Origin of the sequence: Achromobacter sp. ACM03, assembly GCF_014851665.1 — a bacterium.
Lineage (GTDB): Bacteria > Pseudomonadota > Gammaproteobacteria > Burkholderiales > Burkholderiaceae_B > Achromobacter > Achromobacter aegrifaciens.
The window spans coordinates 1,053,041-1,070,951 of sequence record NZ_JACVAD010000002.1; the positions used below are offsets into that span (position 1 = coordinate 1,053,041).

Consider the following 17,911-nt stretch of genomic DNA (forward strand, 5'->3'; position numbering starts at 1 on the left):
GCCGCGCGGCCGGCCCTCAGCCCTTGGACGGCTTTCTTTCCTGTCCGGGGACGCGCTTCTTGGGCGCGGCGGCGTCGGACCGCGGGGGGCCGTTATCCAGCATGGCGAGCAGGCCGATGATCAGCGCCTGCATGCCCTGGTCCAGTTCCACTTCCATCTCGGATTCTTCAGCCGCGCGTTCCGCCTCCACGACCGGCTCCAGCCCGGCGACCGAATACACCGTGTCGGCCACCGCCATGCCGTGAAAGGCCACCGTCGCCAGCAGGATGCGGGACTGTTCCCTGGAAATTCCGTAGGCCTTGGCGATGTGCCGCTGTTGGTCGTCGATCTTGGCGAGCATGGAAGGCGTTGCAGCCAGCCTGCGGATCACGTAGGGCGTGACGCCTGGGTGCGCCTTGACGAACTCGCGCACGGACGCGGCGAAAGTGGTCAGGTATTCCTTCAGTTCGCCGCGGTCGTTGCTACAGGCTTGCGGTATCTGCCAGCGCTTGAAGATCTCCTCGGCGACCAGGCGCTTGAGTTCCTCCAGGCTGGGCACGTGCTTGTACAGCGCCATATGGCTGACGCCCAGTGCCGCCGCGAGCCCGACGAAGGTGATGTTCGGCAGGCCCATCGCTATGCCGGCATCGGCAATCCGCTCCCGGGTGATGGTGGGAGGGCGTCCCCGCGCTGGTCGGCGCTCTGGCGGTGTCATGGCTGTTCCTGGTTCCTTGGCGTCATTCAGCCTTCACTTTAACCCGGCCCGATTTATTTAGTTTATTGACATGAAACTAATTCGAGAATTTAGTTTATAGTGATGCAAATAATTATCACCAACATCTGGGTAAGTCGATTTCATGAGCAGTTCAGGAGCAGCCGCGGCCAAGCCTGGGAAACCCGGTCCGCTAGGCTTGGTGCTGGCCCCCGTACGCGGGCAATTGATGGCCGCCGCAGCGCTGGCCGCGGTGGGCACCATGCTTACTCTGGCGCCGCTGGCGGGGATCGCGCACATTGCCCGTATCGTCCTCGCTGGCGCCGAGCCTTCCGCGACCGCTCAAGCCTGGCCAGGAATCTGGTGGACTGTCGTCGCCAGCCTGGCGTGCATGTTCGCCGGCATGGCGCTGATCTCGGCCGGCGAATTGACGGCTCATCTGGCCGATAACCGCCTTACGCATCGACTGCGCCTGGCCGCCGCGCAGCGGCTGTCGCAGGTGCCGCTGGGCTGGTTCACCAGCAGGGCGTCGGGCGAGGTCAAGCAGGCGATGCAGGACGACATCGGCACGCTGCACAGCCTGGCCGCGCATTTCTACACGGCGGTGGGGCGCGCCGCGGGCGCTATTGCGATTTCGGTCATCTACCTGTTCGCGCAGGACTGGCGCATGGCGTTGGCGGCGTTGCTGCCGTTCCCCGGCTTCTTCCTGTTCCTGCGCCGGGCCATGAAGGCCGGCGGGGCGAACATGCAGGAATTCGTCGAGCGGCTTGGGCGCCTCAATGGCGCAACGGTCGAGTTCGTCGGCGGCATCCCCGTGGTCAAGGCATTCGGCGATGCAGGCAAGGCGCATCGCGGCTATCGCGAGGCCGTCGACGCCTTCGCCGAGGCGTTTGCCAGTTTTACCCGTCCGCTGGTGGCGGCGATGGCGCATGCCCATGCAATGATCGCGCCGGTCACGGTGCTGGGCGTGGTGCTGGGTTTTGGCGCCTTGTTCGTCGGGCTGGACTGGATGGCGCCGGTGGATGTGCTGCCGTTCGCGCTGGTGGCGCCGGGAATATGCGCGCCGGTGCTGTTGCTGCATACGCTGCTGCACGACCTGGGCAGCGCCGCGGGCGCCGCGCAGCGCGTGCAGGCGCTGCTGGAGACGCCGGTGCTGGAACCGCTGGCGCCCGGCCAGGAACAAATCCCCGAGGGCCATGAAGTCCGGTTCGAGAGCGTGGGTTATTCCTATGGCGGGGAGCGCCGGACCCTGTCGGGCATCAGCTTCACGCTGGAACCCGGCACGGTCACCGCCATCGTCGGGCCCTCGGGCGCGGGCAAGTCCACGCTGGCGCGGCTGCTGCTGCGATTCTTCGACCCCGACGAAGGGCGCATCACGCTGGGCGGCGCCGATCTCAGGCGGATCGCGAGCGCGCAGCTCTACCGGCGCGTGGGCTTCGTATTGCAGGAAGTGCGCCTGATCCATGCCAGCGTGCGCGACAACATCGCGCTGGGCCGGCCCTCCGCGACCCAGCAAGAGATCGAGGACGCCGCCCGCACCGCCAATATCCATGAGCGCATCCTGGCGCTGCCGCGCGGCTACGATTCGGTAATCGGCGAGGACGCGCAGCTTTCCGGCGGCGAACTCCAGCGCGCCAGCATTGCGCGCGCCGTGCTGCTGGATCCTCCCGTGCTGGTGCTGGACGAGGCCACGGCGGCGGCCGACGCCGGCAACGAGGCGGCGGTCCAGGGCGCGTTGTCGCGCTTCGCCCGGGGGCGCACGGTGATGGTGATCGCGCACCGGCTGGATACGGTGATGCACGCCGACCGCATTCTGGTCGTCGAGGACGGCGCCGTCGTCGAACAAGGCCGGCATGAGCAGTTGCTGGCGCAAGGCGGCAGTTATGCCCGGCTGTGGGCGCAGGGCGGCTACGAAAACTCCGATGACAAAGAGGTGGCCGCATGCTGAAGACCTTCATGCTGTTGCTGGGCCAGGACGCGCCTGTCCTGCGCCGCTACGGCTGGATGGCCGTGGCCTATGGAGTGCTTTGCGGGCTGACCATTACCGCGCTGGCGCCGCTGCTCACGCATCTGCTTGAAGCGGACGTGAAGGCTGCCGCCCCGTGGCTGGCCGCGCTGCTGGCCGGGGTAGCGGTCTGCTGGGGCCTGCGGCGCCATGTGGAGCGGGCCGGCGTGCGCGTGGGCGTCGCCATCCTGCAAGACGCCCGCCATCGCCTCGGCGACCATGTGGCCAGCCTGCCCGTGGGTTGGTTCACGCCGCAGAATACGGCCCGTCTCGGGCACGTCGTCACGCAAGGCATGATGTCTGTGGCCCAGCTCCCCGCGCATGTCTTCACGCCCGTCATCGCCGGCGTGGTGACGCCAGCGGTGCTCGTCGTCGCACTGTTTGCGCAGCACTGGCTGTTGGGCCTGATCGCATTGGCGGCGCTGCCGTTGCTGGCAGGCTTGCTGGCGCTCACGGCAAGACTGGCGCGGCGCGCGGATGAGGCTTTCCAGCAGCGCTTTGCCGATGCCAGCCAGCGCATGGTCGAATTCGCGCAGGCCCAGTCGGTGCTGCGCGCGTTCAACGGAGCTGGCGGAGGCACGCGACTGCTCGAACAGGCAGTGGAACAACAGCGCGCGTCCGGGGCGCGGGTGATCTGGCTGTCGGCCGGGGCGGCCGTTCTCAACGTCTGGGCCGTGCAGGCCGTCTTTGCCGTCCTGCTGGCCGCCTCAGCCTGGTGGCTCGACGGCATCCTGGGCAACCCGCTGGCAACCGGACAGATCGTGGCCGCGATCGTCGCGCTGATGCTTGCGGTCCGCTATATCGATGCGTTGCTGGAGGTGGTCGGCTATGGGGAGGTGCTGCGCGGCGCGCGCGGGCAACTCGACGCCATCGAAGCGCTGTATGCCGTCCCGCCGCTGCCGGAGTCCGATGCGCCGCAGGAACCGCGCGATGCTTCGATCGAATTGCGCAACGTGCATTTCCGCTACGCGGATCACGCGCCCGAGGTGCTGCAAGGTGTGAATCTGCGTATCGAACCGGGCAGCATGGTTGCCCTGGTTGGCGCGTCCGGCTCCGGCAAGACCACGCTGGCGCGGCTGATTGCGCGTTTCTTCGACGTGAACCAGGGCGGCGTGCTGGTCGGCGGCGTGGACGTGCGGCAGATTTCCAGCTTGAGGCTGGCCGGCCAGATCAGCCAGGTCTTCCAGGACAACTATCTGTTCACGGGATCGATCGCCGAAAACATCCGCGCCGGCAGGCCGGGCTGCAGCGATGCCGAGTTGATGGAGGCCGCCAACCAGGCCGGCGTGGACGGCATCGCCGCGCGCCTGCCGCAAGGGCTGGACACGCCGGTAGGCGAGGGCGGCGCGCGGCTGTCCGGCGGCGAACGCCAACGCATCGCCGTCGCCCGCGCGCTGCTCAACCCTGCGCCCATCATGCTGGTGGACGAGGCGACCGCGGCGCTGGACGCGGAGAACCAGGCCATCATCACCGGGACGCTGGCGCGGCTGCGCGGGAAGCGCACGCTGGTGGTGATCGCGCACCAGCTTTCCACCGTGGCGATGGCCGACCAGATCGTGGTGATGGAGGACGGACGGATCGCCGAGCAAGGCACGCCCGCAGCGCTGCGTGAGAGCCAGGGGCGGTACGCGCAGTTCCTGGATCAGCGCAAGGCTGCCCGCGGCTGGCGCATTGCAGGGGCGCACGCCTGATGCGTGCCAGCCTGGTCGGCCTGTTCATCGTGCTTTGCGGCGCGTCGCTGCTGGTGGGCGCGCGCCAGATCGCCTGGCCGCAGCTGTACTCGCTGTCGGGCGATGCCTGGCTCACCTTGACCGCAAGCCGGCTGCCGCGCCTGGCGGCGCTGGTGCTGACGGGCATCGGGCTGGCCGTCTGCGGCGTGATCCTGCAGCACATCGTGCGCAACAAGTTCGTCGAGCCCGCCACGTCGGGCGGACTGGATGCCGCCAAGCTGGGCATCCTGGTGTCGATGCTGTCGATGCCTGCCGCCGGGCCGGCGGCGCGGATGCTGTTTGCGCTGGGCTTCTGCTTCGCGGCCAGCCTGCTCTTCGTCGCAGTCGTCCGCCGCATCAAGTTCAAGAATACGGTGCTCGTGCCCGTGATCGGCCTGATGTATGGCGGCGTGCTGAGCGCCCTGGCGGAGTTCTACGCGTATCGCAACAACATCATGCAGAGCATGCAGGGCTGGATGTTGGGCGACTTTTCCAAGATCGTGCAGGGCAACTACGAGATCATCTACCTGATCCTGCCGATCGTCGTGTTGACCTATCTGTACGCGCACCGCTTCACCGTCCTGGGCATGGGCGAAGGCATGGCGGCGAGCCTGGGCCTGAACTATCGGGCCACCGTGGCGCTGGGGCTGATCCTGGTGGCCGTCACCGTGTCCGCCACGGTCATTACCGTTGGGGCTATTCCCTTTGTGGGGCTGGTCATCCCCAATCTGGTCGCGCTGCGCTACGGCGACAACCTGGGTCGCACCTTGCCCGTCGTCGCGCTGGGAGGCGCGACGCTGCTGCTGGCCTGCGACATCCTGGGCCGCCTTCTGATCTATCCGTTCGAAGTGCCTATCGGCCTGACCGCGGGCGGCGTGGGCGGCATCCTGTTCCTTATGCTGATCTTCTGGAGGCACCGGTGATGCGCGCGGTTCCCCGGCAGGCGGCATGGGTGACGGTCATCGCATTGGCCCTGGCTTTCCTGCTGTTCCGTTCCAACCTGGACTTCGACTACATCATTCCCAAGCGGCTTGCCCGGCTTGCGGCCATGCTCGTCGGCGGGATCTGCATCGCGTGGTCTTCCATCGTGTTCCAGACCATCACCGGCAACCGGATCCTGACGCCGGCCATCATGGGCTACGAAGCCGTCTACCTGTTGCTGCAATCCCTGATGGTCCTGGCCATGGGGGCGCAGAGCCTGGTCCTGCTGGGCGCAAACGGCAACTTCTTCCTGTCCGTGCTGCTGATGCTGGGCTATTCGTGGATCATCCACCGCTGGCTGTTCCGCGATGGCAGGCAGAACGTGTACTTCCTGCTGCTGGTGGGGCTGGTGCTGACGATGGTGATCGGCACCTTCACGCAGTTCGTGCAATTGAAGACCAGTCCTGGCGAATTCTCCATTCTGCTCGGCTTCACCCAGGCTTCCTTCAACAAGGCGGAGCCGGGCCAGTTGTTGGTTTCCGCGATCGTCGTCGCGGGCGTGTGCCTGGCTGGAGTCAAGACGTTGCCGGCGCTGGACGTGATCTCGCTGGGACGCGATCAGGCCATCTCCCTGGGCGTGGATTATCAGCGCGTCTTGCGGCTGCATCTGGCGCTGATTGCGGTGCTGGTCGCGGTGTCGACCAGTCTGCTGGGACCCACCGCCTTCATGGGCATCTTCGTCGCCAACACCGCCTATGCCCTGACGCGCACGCGCCGGCACCGCGCCACGCTGTCGGCCGGTTGCGCTATCGCGGTCGGCATTTTCATCCTGGCGCAGCTTGCGGTCGAACATCTCTTCAACTACCGGACCAGCGTCGGCATCCTGGTCAACCTGGTTTGCGGCGCCTGGTTCCTGGCGCTGATGGCGCGCTCGCGAGGCACCGCATGATCACGATCAAGAATCTCTCGAAGAGCTATGGCCCGAAGACGGTGCTGCGCGATGTCTGCTTGCAGTTCCCCGCCGGGCGGATGACCTCGCTCATCGGCCCCAATGGCGCGGGCAAGACCACCTTGCTGATGATGGCAGGGCGGCTGCTGGAACCGAGCGAGGGCGAGATCCTGATCGAGGACGCCAGGGCATCGGGTATCCGTATCGGCGATTACGCCAAGCGCGTGGCCACGTTGCGTCAATCGCCCGATTTCAATCTGCGCCTGACGGTGGAGGATCTCGTCGCCTTCGGGCGGTTTCCATATAGCCGCGGCGCGTTGACGCAGGAAGACCACCGCGTGATCGACGAGGCGATTGCGTTCCTCTCGCTGGAACCGCTACGCACGGCCTATCTCGACGAACTCAGCGGCGGGCAGCGCCAGATGGCGTTCCTGGCCATGACGATCGCCCAGCAGACGGACTGCCTGCTGCTGGATGAACCGCTCAACAACCTCGACATCAAGCATGCGGTCCAGATCATGCGCGCGTTGCGCCGCCTGTGCGACGAGCACGGCCGCACCGTGATCCTGGTGGTGCACGACATCAACTTTGCGGCCAGCTATTCCGACCACATCGTTGCAATGAAGGCCGGGGCGGTGCATTGCGCCGGCAGTGTGCCCGAAGTCGTGACCGAGGACCGGTTGCGGGAACTTTATGGGCTGGACTTCGAGATCACGCAAGGCGCACGCGGACGCCTGTGCAACTACTTCAATCCATCAGGAGAACTGAAATGATCCTCAAGCACGGGCGCAGGGCATGGGCGCTTGCCCTGCTGGCCGCCACGACGGCCGTGATGCAGGGCTGCGGGCAGGAGGCGGCGGAATCGTCCAAGGCGGCGCAGCCGGCCGCCACCAGCCCCGCGGCGCAACGGGCATATCAACCCGTCGCTGTGCAGCACAAGCTGGGAACCACGGTGATCGGCAAGCTGCCGCAGCGCGTGGTCGCGCTGGACATGAACGAGGTGGATTTCCTGGATCAGCTGGACGTTCCGGTCGCCGGCATGCCGAAGGACTTCGTGCCTCACTTTCTGGAGAAATACAAGAACGCCGCGGATGTGCAGGACACGGGCGCGATCGTCCAGCCCAATCTGGAACGGGTGCACGCGGCCAAGCCTGACCTGATCCTGATCACCTCGCTGCAGGCGAACCACTACAAGGAGCTGAGCGAGATCGCGCCGACGATCCACTTCGACGTGGACTACCGCGACAGCGAAGCCAATCACATCGAGATCATCAAGGATCACCTCATCACGCTGGGACGGATCTTCGAGAAGGAAAGCCTGGCACGCGACAAGGCCGCCGCGCTGGACGCCAAGGTTCAGGAGGCGAAGCGCCTCATCCAGGACCGCCCCGAAAGAGCGCTCATCGTGCTGCACAACAACGGCGCCTTCAGTTCCTTCGGCGTCCAGTCGCGCTACGGCTTCATCTTCAGGGCCCTGGGCGTGAAGCCTGCGAGTCCCGACGCGGAGGCCGGCCTGCATGGCCAGCCGATATCCAGCGAATTCATCCAGCAGGCCAACCCCGACATCATCTACGTGGTGGATCGCACTGCCGTGATGGAGCGCCGGCCAACGCTGAACGCCGAGAGCTTGAGCAATCCGCTCTTGCGCCAGACCGCCGCCTGGCAGAACGGCCGCGTGGTCTTCGCCGATGCGCAAGCCTGGTACGTCATGGCTGCCAGCGCACAGTCGCTGGCGCTCATGATCGACGACGTTCTCAAGGCCTATCAGAACTGATGCAGTCCGGGGATCGGGGGAAATTGCCGGTCCATATGTAAATGATTCCCAGTCGCCTTATTTCGCAGGCGGCCCCAAGCTCAACCGAACGGAGCACTTCATGAGCAAACGTCGCCATAGCGGCCGCGCCGCACGCCTGCCATCGCGGGTGCGGCACGCGCATTCTGGCTTTTCCCTCAACCATCTCGCCGCGGCGCTGCTCGGACTGAGCGTCGGCGCGGCATCGCCGGCGTGGGCCCAGCAGGCGGCCGAGGCAGGAGTGAAAACACTGCCGGCAGTGACTGTCACGGGCCAGGCCGAAGCGCCCGCCGCGCCCTATGCCGGCGGACAGGTGACCTACGGCGGCCGCGTGGGCTTTCTAGGCGACAAGGATTCGATGGAGACGCCATTTTCCGTCATCAGCTACACGGAAAAGTACATCGAGGACTTGCAGGCGCAGGACATCACCGACGTAATCGCCCGGACCGATCCTTCGGTGTTCAGCAACGGCGTGACCGGCGCCTGGAGCGAAAACTACTCGATCCGCGGCTTCAGCTCCAGCACTACCGATATTTCGTTTGGCGGACTGTTCGGCATGGCGCCGTACTACCGGACCACGCCGGAAATGTTCGAGCGCATCGAAGTCCTGAAAGGTCCGTCCGCCTTGCTCAACGGCATGCCGCCAGGCGGTTCCGTCGGCGGTACCGTCAACCTGGTGCCCAAGCGCGCGGGCGCCGATCCCCTGACGCGCCTGACGGCGACCTACATGTCGGACTCGCAGTTCGGCGGGCACATAGACCTGGGACGGCGCTTCGGCGAGAACCAGCAGTTCGGCCTGCGCTTCAATGGTGTGTATAGGGACGGCGACGGCCCGGTCGACAACCAGAAGAAAAAGGCGCAGCTGGCCGCGCTGGGCCTGGATTGGCGCGGCGAACGCGCGCGCGTTTCCATAGACATGTATGACAGCGATGAGCGTGTGGACGGCGTGACCCGAGGGATCAATCTGGCGCCTGGCATAGGCGTGCCCAAGCCGCCCAAGCCTGAAACCCTGTTGAATCCGGACTGGGCCTATGTGAAGAACCAGGACAAGGCAGCCATGATCCGCGGCGAATTCGATGTCAGCGATAACCTGATGGCCTACGCCGCCATCGGCACCAGCCGGTCCGAATACACCTACAACGGCGCCATGGTGGCGCAGGTGTTCAATGAGGCGGGGGACTATCGCACCTCGATGGGCCAATTGAACATGAACGTGAAAAAGACGTCCGGAGAAGCCGGTTTGCGCGGCAAATTGCAGACCGGCGGCATCAAGCACCAGTGGGTGTTGAATGCCACGTACTACTCGGACAACCAGCGGGACTACGGCCGCAGAACGGTGCCGGGGGCGGACTGGGTCACCAACATCTACCACCCTGTGTGGGGGCCGGCCCCCGATACCAGTTGGCCGCCGATCCTGCACAGCAAGACGCGCCTGGTGAGCTACGGCCTGGCGGATACCTTGTCCTTCGCAGAGGACCGGGTGCAGCTGACGCTGGGCGCGCGGCGGCAGGAAGTGCGCACCGACAGCTACAGCGTCACGACCGGGGCGCGGACCAGCCGCTATGACGCCAGCGCCACGACGCCCGCCGCCGCGCTGCTGATCAGGGCGACCGACAACGTTTCGGTGTACGCCAATTACATCGAAGGCTTGAGCAAGGGCCAGACCGCGCCGGTCACCGCCGCCAACGCGGGACAGGTGTTCCCGCCCTACAAGACCAAGCAGACGGAAGTCGGCGTCAAGGTCGATCTGGGGGATTTCACCCATACCGTGAGCCTGTTCGAGATAAAGCGGCCCAGCAGCTATACGGACCCCGTCACCAACGTCTTCTCGTTCGGCGGCGAACAGCGCAACCAGGGCGTGGAGTGGGGCTTTTTCGGCGAACCGATGCGTGGTGTGCGCCTGATGGGCGGTGTGGCGTACATCGACCCCAAGGTCACGAAGACCGCCATCGCCGCCAACGAGGGCAAGCAGGCGACCGGTGTTCCCAAGCTCCAGGGCAAGCTGGGCGTGGAATGGGATGTGCCGGCGGTGCAGGGACTGACGTTGACGGCCAATGCAACCGCCGTGTCCAAACAGTACATCAGCGCCGACAATTCGCTATCGGTGGCGGGACGCACCACCTACGACGTAGGCGCGCGCTACGCCACCAAGGTGGCTGAGCGCCCGATCGTGCTGCGAGCCGCCATCAACAATCTGACGAACAAGGCCTATTGGGGCATGCCGCAGTTGTCGAGCCTGGCGCTGGGCGCGCCGCGCACCTTCATGCTGTCTGCCTCGATGGAATTCTAGGCGGGCGGCTGAACGGCGGGCGGCGCTGCCGCCCGCTTCAGGCTTCGATGGTCACGATATCCCCGGCGTGCCGCGCATACTCCAGCGCATAGGCCATTTCGCTGCGGGTCTGCGCATGGAGATAGAGCCAGGGCTGCCCGCGCGCGACTTCATCGCCCAACCGCGCGTGCAGCGACACGCCGGCTGCAGGCCGTTCCGGCGCGCCGGCCAGCTTGGCCAGGCGCGACAGCTTGCGGTTGTCGATATGGGTCACGCGGCCGGCTTGCAACGCGACCAGAGGTTCGACCTGCGCGGCCTGTGGCGGTTCGCGCAGGCCGCCCTGGGCGGCGCAGATGCGGGCGAACTTCTCCCAGGCCTGGCCGCTGTCCAGGGTCCGTAGCGCCAGCGCAATGCCTTGCCCGGGCGGCGCCGCGCCGCCGATTTCGAGCACGGCGCCCGCAACCAGAGCGGCGCGTTCGCGCAGGTCCTGCGGCTGATCGGCGTCGTTGCGCAGCACGGCCAGCACGTCGCGGGCTTCCAGCGCGGGGCCGATGCCGCGGCCGACGGGCTGGCTGCCGTCGGTATACAGGCAGCGCAGGGTCAGGCCGAAATGCGCGGCGGTTTCTATCAGGTGGCCGGCAAGGCGTTCCGCAGCCTCGCGGCTGCGGACCTTGGCGGTGGGCCCGACGGGGATGTCGATCACCACATGCGTCGCCCCGGCGGCGATCTTCTTGGATAGCACCGAGGCGATCAGCTGGCCCTCGGTGTCGATGTCCAGTTCGCGCTCCACCCGCACGAAGATGTCGTCGGCCGGGCTCAGGTGCATGGCGCCGCCCCAGGCGATGCAGCCGCCCTCGGCCTGGACCACCCGTTGCAGCTGCTCGATGCCCAGGTCCACCGGCGCCAGCATTTCCATGGTGTCGGCCGTGCCCGCCGGCGAAGTGATCGCGCGCGACGAGGTCTTGGGCATGACCAAGCCGTTGGCCGCGGCGATGGCGACCACCAGCGGGGTGGTGCGGTTGCCGGGCAGGCCTCCCACGCAATGCTTGTCCACCACGATCGGCGCCTGCCAGCTCAGGCGGTCGCCGACTTCGACCATGGCTTTGGTCAGGAAGATGGTCTCGTCGACGCTCAGCGGCAGCGTGGCCGTGGCGGTGAGAAAGGCCGACAGGTGCACGTCGGTGTAGCGGCCGCGCACCACGTCGCGGACGATGGCGGCAAGATCCTCTTCGCCCAGGCGGCGGCCGTAGATGCGCTGGCGCACGCCGGCCAGGGACTCCAGCACCGGCGGGTGGCGGACCTGCACGCTGTCGCCGTCGCGTATGTCCAGCGCGTCCCAGGCTTCCTCGGACAGCGCCACCTCGTCGAGCGCGAGCAGGTCGCTGTCGATCTGGTAGAGCTGGGCCTGTACTTCGTGGCCGTTCGAGGTGATCAGCACTTGCGAACGCGACGCCAGGCCTTCGGAACGGCAGACGTGACAGTCCGCGCGCATCAGCGCTATCGGCTGATGCTGCGCGTGCAGGCGCATGCGCGTGGCGCGCAGCGCGGGCGGCTTCAGTTCCGGCACGCTGCTCACAGCTCGTACCTCTGGTCTTGCAGCGGGACGGTGACATGCCAGCTGAGTTCGCGCTCGATGCGTTCGCGCAGCGCTTCGGAGGCCTCGGGTTCGCCATGGACGATGAAGACCCGGCGCGGCGCTTCCTGGAAGCCGGACAGCCAGCGCATCAGTTCGTCGCTGTCGGCATGCGCCGACAGCATGGGCAGTTCGGCGATCTCGGCATTGATGGGCGTCCACTGGCCGTAGATCTTGGTTTCAGTCGCGCCATTGAGCAGCTTGCGGCCGCGCGTGCCGGCGGCCTGGAAGCCGGAGAAAAGCAGGGTATTGCGATGGTCGCTGCCGAAGGCGGCGATATGGTGCAGCACCCGGCCGCCGGTGGCCATGCCGCTGGCCGAGATGATGACCTTGGGATAGCGGTTGGCCGACAGCGCCTTGGATTCTTCGACGTCGCGCACATAGGTCACGGCCGAGCAGGCGGCCTCGTATTCGCGCGGGGAGAGCTTGTGCTCGCCGGCATGGCGGTCCAGCAGTTCGGTGGCGCTGGTGGCCATCGGGCTGTCCAGGTAGACCGGGATGTTCTGCAGCCGGCCGGCCTGGCGCAGCTTCCACAGCGCATGGATCAGGGTCTGCGCCCGCCCGACGGCGAAGGCTGGAATGACGACCGTGCCGCCGCGCTGCACCGTGCGTTCGATCACGGCGCCCAGGGCTTCGACGGGATCGGCCGGGTCGTGACGCCGATTGCCGTAGGTGGACTCGATGACGATGTAGTCGGCCCGTGGCACGGGCTCGGGATCGTGCATCACTGGATCGTTGTAGCGGCCCAGGTCGCCCGAGAACACCACGCGCATGCCGCCGATATCGATCTGCGCGGTCGTTGCGCCCAGGATGTGGCCGGCGCGGCGCAAGGTCAGCTTCGCGCCGCCGGGCAAGGCGGTTTCCTGGTGCAGCGCTACATCGGAAAAATGCGTCAGCGCGCGTTCGGCGTCGACCACGCGATAGAGCGGCAGCGCGGGTTTGTGCTTGGAAAAGCCCTTGCGGTTGGCGAAGTCGGCGTCCTTTTCCTGCAGATTGGCGCTGTCCAGCAGGATCAGCTCGGCGACGTCGCGGGTTGCGGGCGTGGCGTGGATCTTGCCTTTGAAGCCTTCGGCCACCAGCCGCGGCAGATAGCCGCAATGATCCAGATGCGCGTGCGTAAGCACCACCGCATCGATGTCGGCGGGCGACAGCGGCAGCCGCTGCCAATTGAGTTCGCGCAGGTTCTTCAGGCCCTGGAACAGGCCGCAGTCGATCAGCAGGTGCGTGTCGGCGTGGCTCAGGAGGTGCTTGGAGCCGGTAACGGTGCCGGCTCCACCCAGGCAGGTCAGTGTGAGCATGGTTTCCTTGTGCAGCATCAGAATGATCAGGCGAGGTCGGCGGGATTGCCCTTGCCGTCCAGGGCTTGCAGGCGCGGCGCGTCCAGCACGTCTACGCGGCGCCAGCCCGCGACGGCAGCGGCCGCATCTACTGCATGCGCCCAGGTGCAGCGGTTGGCGTACAGCATGCCGCCCACGTCCAGCGTGCCGCCGCGGCTGATGTAGCCCAGCGCCCGGGTGCGGGCCGGGCCGCCGTCCAGCCGGCGCAGCACGCCCAGCATGGGTTCGGGGCGCGTATGGCACAGCAGCACGCGCGGCAGGCCGGGCGGGAAAAGCGCGTGGACGGCTTCGTCGGACAGGACAAAAGCGGATTCGAGCTCGTCGCGCGGTGTGCGCAGTCGGCCAGGTTCCAGCACCACGGATACGCAGCACTCGCGTCCCTGCCGCGCCAGATGGGCGCGGGCTTTCAACGCCTCTTCGAGCTGGTACGCGCCGATGGCGACGAACTGCAGCACGCTGGTCTTCGGGTCGCCGGCGACGTGCGCGGCGCCCTGTTCGATCAGCGTCTGCGCGGCCTGGGCGTCGAAGCGCTGCGTGCCCTCGCGCTTGGACACGACCATGCAGGCCACCTGCGCGCGCTGCGCGTAGACCGCGCGCAGCGCCGCCGCGGCGCTGTTGCCGTCCACCGGGAAGAGCACGCGGGAGGTATCGGACATTTCACCCAGCAGGGCTTCGCCTATGGTGGGATCCTGGTGCGATTGCTCGTTCTTGGCGTTCTCCCACGTATGGGAGGTGACCACCAGCGGCACTGACAGCCAGCCAGGGGATTGTCCCAGTTCCTTCTGGCGGCGCGCGAAGATGATTTCCTGGCGCAGCAGGCCCAGCATCTTCACCGCGAAGGCCTCGTAGCTGACGATGAGGTTCAGGCCGCCCTTGTTCGCCAGCGCGGCGGCTGCCACCGCTTCCTCGTTCAGGGCGGTGATGACGGCGCCGTGCTGGTCTTCGGCCACGCCGGCCTCCGGATGGTCGACGCGGTGCTTCAGCAAGGCCAGCGTGCCGCCCATCTTGTTGCTGGCCAGTTCATCCGGATTGCCGATGCGCACGCGCAGGCGCGGATTGGCCCGCACCAGTTCGACGAACCAGCGGTCCAGCGCCGCCATGGCGCTGCCTTGGGCGCCTGCGGTTTCCCAGGCGGGTTCGGGCAGGGCAGGCGCATCGGGATGCCGGTGCGCCATGGGGTGTCCGCTTTCCAGCGGGCGTTGCTGCGCTCCGTGATTGGCCAGCGCCGCCAGCGCCGCGTCCAGTTCCGGCCCCGGGACGAACAACCGGGCCGCGCTGGCGTTGAAAGCTTCGCGGGCCGCGCTGTCAGTATGAGGGTTGCCGCCCAGCGGCAGGTTGTGCGCGGCGTTGGTGCCGGCGCCGGGAAAGCCGAATCCCTTTTCGGTTTCGGCGATGACGTAGGGTAGCCGGGCGGGGTACTGGAAGCCTGGCGCCGCGAGGCTTGCGGCCAGCGCGTCTTCCGCCGCCAGGATGGCCCAGGCGATGGCCGCCGGATCACGGCCGTCGACGATGAGCGGATCGAAGCCGTTGTGGCGCAGGTCCTCGGCCAGCCAATGCGCGCCGCCTTCCTGCACGATCTGCGTGCGCTGCTCGATGCGGCGGCCATTGAGGATCATGACCGGCACGGCCTGGCCGCAATCCTCGGCGCGCCACCAGCGCGTGGCCCAGTCGGAGCCGCGCTGTTCTTCGAACGCGCCGTCGCTCAGAAAGGCCACCAGGCTTTCGCCCGGCAGCGGCATGTGCACGTATTGCAGGCCGGCGAAGCCCAGGTAGCCGCCTTCCGACACGGCGCCCGCCGTGTTGGGGCCGGCGTGGCTGCCCAGCGGCACGGCTGCCAAACCCCGGGCGTCGATGGCGTAGGAATAGAAGTCCGTGATCAGGCGTCCCAGCCCGGCTTCGCTGCGGTCATAGCGGCCGCGCTGCGCAGGCGACACGTCGCCGGTCAGGGCGTTGACGGCTTCGATGGCGGCCACGCAATGGCCCTGGCCCATCAGCCAGCCGCGGGTCTTGCCGCTCAACGCGTTGGCCAGCAGGTAGGCGACGAAGGCGGGCGCCATGTTCAGCGAACCGCCCGTATGGCCTTCGGGGTTGGGCTTGAAGTCTTCGGCGGCCAGCGGCGCGCCGTTCAGGTCGATGCGGCGTGCGTAGGTCATGTGCGCCACCACGTTCATGGCGGCGCAGCTGAGGCGGTCGGCCGCGGCCAGCATGGCGTAGGCATCGTCCGCGCTGGCGATGCGGCCGCTCGCCGCCAGGCGTTGCACCAGCGCATCGATGCGCTCGACGGTTTCAGCGCGGTGCTGGATGGGGCCGTAGCCAGATAGCCAATGCTCGCGTAGCGTCATCGCGGGTTCCTTTCAAATCGGGTGATCAATCGCGCAGGTCGCGCAGGAGTGCATTGGCCAGCAAGGGCGCGAGTTCGATGCGGTTGCTGGGATGGGGCACTGCGTCGGTGGAAACGACGCGTTCAAAACAGGCGGATACCTGGGACCAGGCGTCCTCGGCGAAGAGCGCATGCACCACCACGCATTGCGGCGGCCGCATGCCCGCCAGCTTGCCGGCGGCCGTCACCAGGGTGCGGCCGGACGAGGCGATGTCGTCCACCAGCACCGGCGTGCAGTCGCGCCAGGCGGAGAGGTCGGGCGCTTCGATGTCGACCTGGCGGTCGCCGTGACGGGTCTTGCGCAGCACCACGTGTGGCGCGCCAATGCGCGCGGCGATGGAGCCGGCCCATTGCTCGCTTTCCTCGTCGGGGCCGACGATCAGCGGCGCTTGCACATTGCCGGCGATCCAGCTGGCCAGCCGCGGCGCGGCATGCAGCGTGGTGGTCGGGATGGTGTACAGCGCCGCCAGCGACGGATGCCGGTGCAGATGCGGATCGACCGTCAGCAGGCGGTCGAAGGTCGACGACAACAGGCGCGCGAACGACAGCGAACTCACGCTTTCTCCGTCCTGGAAGCGTTTGTCCTGGCGCATATAGGCCAGATAGGGCGCGATCAGGTTGACCTCTGTGGCGCCCAGGTCGCGCGCGGTGTCGGCCGCGAAGATCAGGCCGAGAAAGCTGGGATCCGGCCGGGCCAGCGTGCAGACGATGTCGACGGCGCGTCCGCGCGGGTCGCCATGCAGCCGTACGTAGCTTTCGCCGTCAGGAAAACGGCGGGTCTCGACGGCGCCGAGTTCACCTTGGCACAGGGCGGCAAGGCGCTTGGCGAATCCTTCGTTGCCGGGGAGCGGGAGGATAAGTCTTTGCATGAATGCCGGGTCCGCCTGATCGAGGTAAGGGAAACCGAAGAGGCCGGGTGGGCCCCGCGCAGCCCCAATGGGGCCGCGGCATTCTGATTATGGCGCAGGGGCGGCGTTTGCCGGCGTTGTCGGCCGGTCAAACCTTGATGTAACTCAAAGGTTTTATGTATGCCGCCGCGCCAGCCAGATGTTGGCGCCGCCGCAGGTCGTATCGCCTTCCACGTGGCGCACCACTTCGAAGCCGGCCTGGCGCAGCAGTTCGCGGTACTCCGCGCTGTCCAGGCTGCCGTGATAGAGCGGTTGGCCTTCGAACCGGCCGATGGCTTCCCCTAGATGCGTTCCGCTGGTGTACATCAGCGCCGCGCCCGGCGCGGCAAGGCGTGCGAAGGTCTGGAACATGGGCCGCTGGTCTTCAGGCCGCAGGTGAAAGAAGCTGTGCCAGGCGATCAGCCCCTGGAAGGGCCGCAAGGGCGGCAGGCTGCGCATGTCCGCTTCAATCCAGCTGTGTCCTGGGAACGAGGCTCTTGCCCTCGCCAGCATCGCGTCCGAGGCATCCACGCCGGTCAGCCTGCAGCCGCGTTCGATCAGATGGCGGGCGATGGGGACGCCGTTGCCGCAGCCTATGTCCAGCACCTGGGGAGCGGGGCCGGGCAGCAGATCCAGGAACGCGTCCAGCCAGGCGCGTTCGGCCAGCTGCGTGCCGCGCAGTTTCTCGAAGGCGTCGGCATGTTCGCGATACAGCGTGATCACGTTGTCGGCGGGGGAGGTGGACATCGCGGCGTTCCCTAGTAGAGTTGCAAATCCCGATAAGCGAGCAACGCCCGCGTTGCACAAGGACTTCCATGAGCAAGATCGAGCGCCTGCGCCTTCCCGATGACGATCCCGCCTTTGGCGGCAACCGGATCTTCGACCTGTTCCAGTACTCGCCTGCGGTCACGGCCAATGGGCTGGTTTTCATCGCCGGGCAGATCGGATTGCGCGCTGACGGTTCCGTGCCCGAATCGGCTGCGGAGCAAGCCGACGTGGCGTTCCGGCGCATCGCCGCGGTGCTCGGCCATCTGGGCCTCGATTTTACCGACGTGGTCGAAATGGTCTCGTATCACGTCGACATCGGCGCGGACCTTGCCGGGTTCCGCGCGGTGAAGGAAAAGTACATACGGTCCGAGTTCCCGGCCTGGACCATACTCGGCGTCGCCGCGCTGGCGCGACCCGGGTTGGCGGTGGAGATCAAGGTGGTCGCGGCGGTGCGCGATTCGAAATAGGGGGGCCGGAAGCGGCGACTCGTCAGCCGGGATGGTTGATTCGTCATCTTGGACTTGTACGGCGCGCGGTGAACGGCGAATTTCTCAATTTGCCCAATTCCGC

14 protein-coding genes are annotated in these 17,911 nt (G+C 66.9%); 8 read left to right on the forward strand and 6 right to left on the reverse strand.

Translation table 11 applies throughout. From position 1 onward, the window contains the following. Positions 1-16 precede the first annotated feature (16 nt). On the reverse strand, positions 17-694 hold the full coding sequence (locus tag IB257_RS13015) for a TetR/AcrR family transcriptional regulator (RefSeq protein WP_175180674.1): 678 nt from the start codon (positions 692-694) through the stop codon (positions 17-19). Positions 695-836: 142 nt separating this feature from the next. Here IB257_RS13015 and IB257_RS13020 point away from each other — a divergent pair, with 142 nt between their 5' ends. The 7 genes from IB257_RS13020 (at position 837) to IB257_RS13050 (ending at position 10,357) form a co-directional block, all read left to right on the forward strand. Beyond that, positions 837-2,639 carry an ABC transporter ATP-binding protein gene (locus IB257_RS13020; RefSeq protein ID WP_192492395.1) on the forward strand — a complete coding sequence of 601 codons (1,803 nt, stop codon included), beginning with the start codon at positions 837-839 and terminating at the stop codon, positions 2,637-2,639. Next, positions 2,633-4,387 carry an ABC transporter ATP-binding protein gene (locus tag IB257_RS13025; RefSeq protein WP_192492396.1) on the forward strand — a complete coding sequence of 585 codons (1,755 nt, stop codon included), beginning with the start codon at positions 2,633-2,635 and terminating at the stop codon, positions 4,385-4,387. The genes IB257_RS13020 and IB257_RS13025 overlap by 7 nt, the downstream gene beginning before the upstream one ends. Next, positions 4,387-5,328, forward strand: coding sequence for an ABC transporter permease (locus IB257_RS13030; protein WP_054451809.1), 942 nt, complete (start codon positions 4,387-4,389; stop codon positions 5,326-5,328). The genes IB257_RS13025 and IB257_RS13030 overlap by 1 nt, the downstream gene beginning before the upstream one ends. After that, a complete protein-coding gene (locus IB257_RS13035; protein WP_192352718.1) occupies positions 5,328-6,275 on the forward strand; it encodes an iron chelate uptake ABC transporter family permease subunit in 948 nt (315 codons plus the stop codon). The genes IB257_RS13030 and IB257_RS13035 overlap by 1 nt, the downstream gene beginning before the upstream one ends. Then, the gene (locus IB257_RS13040; RefSeq protein ID WP_192492397.1) at positions 6,272-7,048 is read left to right on the forward strand and encodes an ABC transporter ATP-binding protein; all 777 of its coding nucleotides are present in this window, start codon (positions 6,272-6,274) and stop codon (positions 7,046-7,048) included. The genes IB257_RS13035 and IB257_RS13040 overlap by 4 nt, the downstream gene beginning before the upstream one ends. Beyond that, the gene (locus tag IB257_RS13045; RefSeq protein WP_192492398.1) at positions 7,045-8,049 is read left to right on the forward strand and encodes a siderophore ABC transporter substrate-binding protein; all 1,005 of its coding nucleotides are present in this window, start codon (positions 7,045-7,047) and stop codon (positions 8,047-8,049) included. Before IB257_RS13040 ends, IB257_RS13045 begins: the two co-directional genes overlap by 4 nt. Before the next feature lie 100 nt (positions 8,050-8,149). Next, positions 8,150-10,357, forward strand: coding sequence for a TonB-dependent siderophore receptor (locus tag IB257_RS13050; protein ID WP_054451801.1), 2,208 nt, complete (start codon positions 8,150-8,152; stop codon positions 10,355-10,357). Between the two features lie 37 nt (positions 10,358-10,394). On the opposite strand, the gene IB257_RS13055 is transcribed toward IB257_RS13050, so the two are convergent. From IB257_RS13055 to IB257_RS13075, 5 genes are all read right to left on the reverse strand, one after another. Continuing rightward, a complete protein-coding gene (locus IB257_RS13055; RefSeq protein WP_370540106.1) occupies positions 10,395-11,912 on the reverse strand; it encodes a thymidine phosphorylase family protein in 1,518 nt (505 codons plus the stop codon). Further along, the gene (locus IB257_RS13060; RefSeq protein WP_054452288.1) at positions 11,909-13,267 is read right to left on the reverse strand and encodes an MBL fold metallo-hydrolase RNA specificity domain-containing protein; all 1,359 of its coding nucleotides are present in this window, start codon (positions 13,265-13,267) and stop codon (positions 11,909-11,911) included. Before IB257_RS13060 ends, IB257_RS13055 begins: the two co-directional genes overlap by 4 nt. 26 nt (positions 13,268-13,293) lie before the next feature. Beyond that, the gene (locus IB257_RS13065) at positions 13,294-15,648 is read right to left on the reverse strand and encodes a xylulose 5-phosphate 3-epimerase (RefSeq protein WP_192492399.1); all 2,355 of its coding nucleotides are present in this window, start codon (positions 15,646-15,648) and stop codon (positions 13,294-13,296) included. Between the two features lie 25 nt (positions 15,649-15,673). Further along, complete coding sequence (locus IB257_RS13070) at positions 15,674-16,555, reverse strand: ribose-phosphate pyrophosphokinase (RefSeq protein WP_192492400.1); 882 nt, start codon at positions 16,553-16,555, stop codon at positions 15,674-15,676. 153 nt (positions 16,556-16,708) lie between these two features. Beyond that, entirely contained in the window at positions 16,709-17,320 is a 612-nt protein-coding gene (locus IB257_RS13075) for a class I SAM-dependent methyltransferase (protein ID WP_119451909.1), read from the reverse strand. A gap of 68 nt (positions 17,321-17,388) precedes the next feature. Between IB257_RS13075 and IB257_RS13080 the strand changes: the two genes are divergently transcribed. Further along, complete coding sequence (locus tag IB257_RS13080; RefSeq protein ID WP_125471240.1) at positions 17,389-17,808, forward strand: RidA family protein; 420 nt, start codon at positions 17,389-17,391, stop codon at positions 17,806-17,808. Positions 17,809-17,911 lie beyond the last annotated feature (103 nt).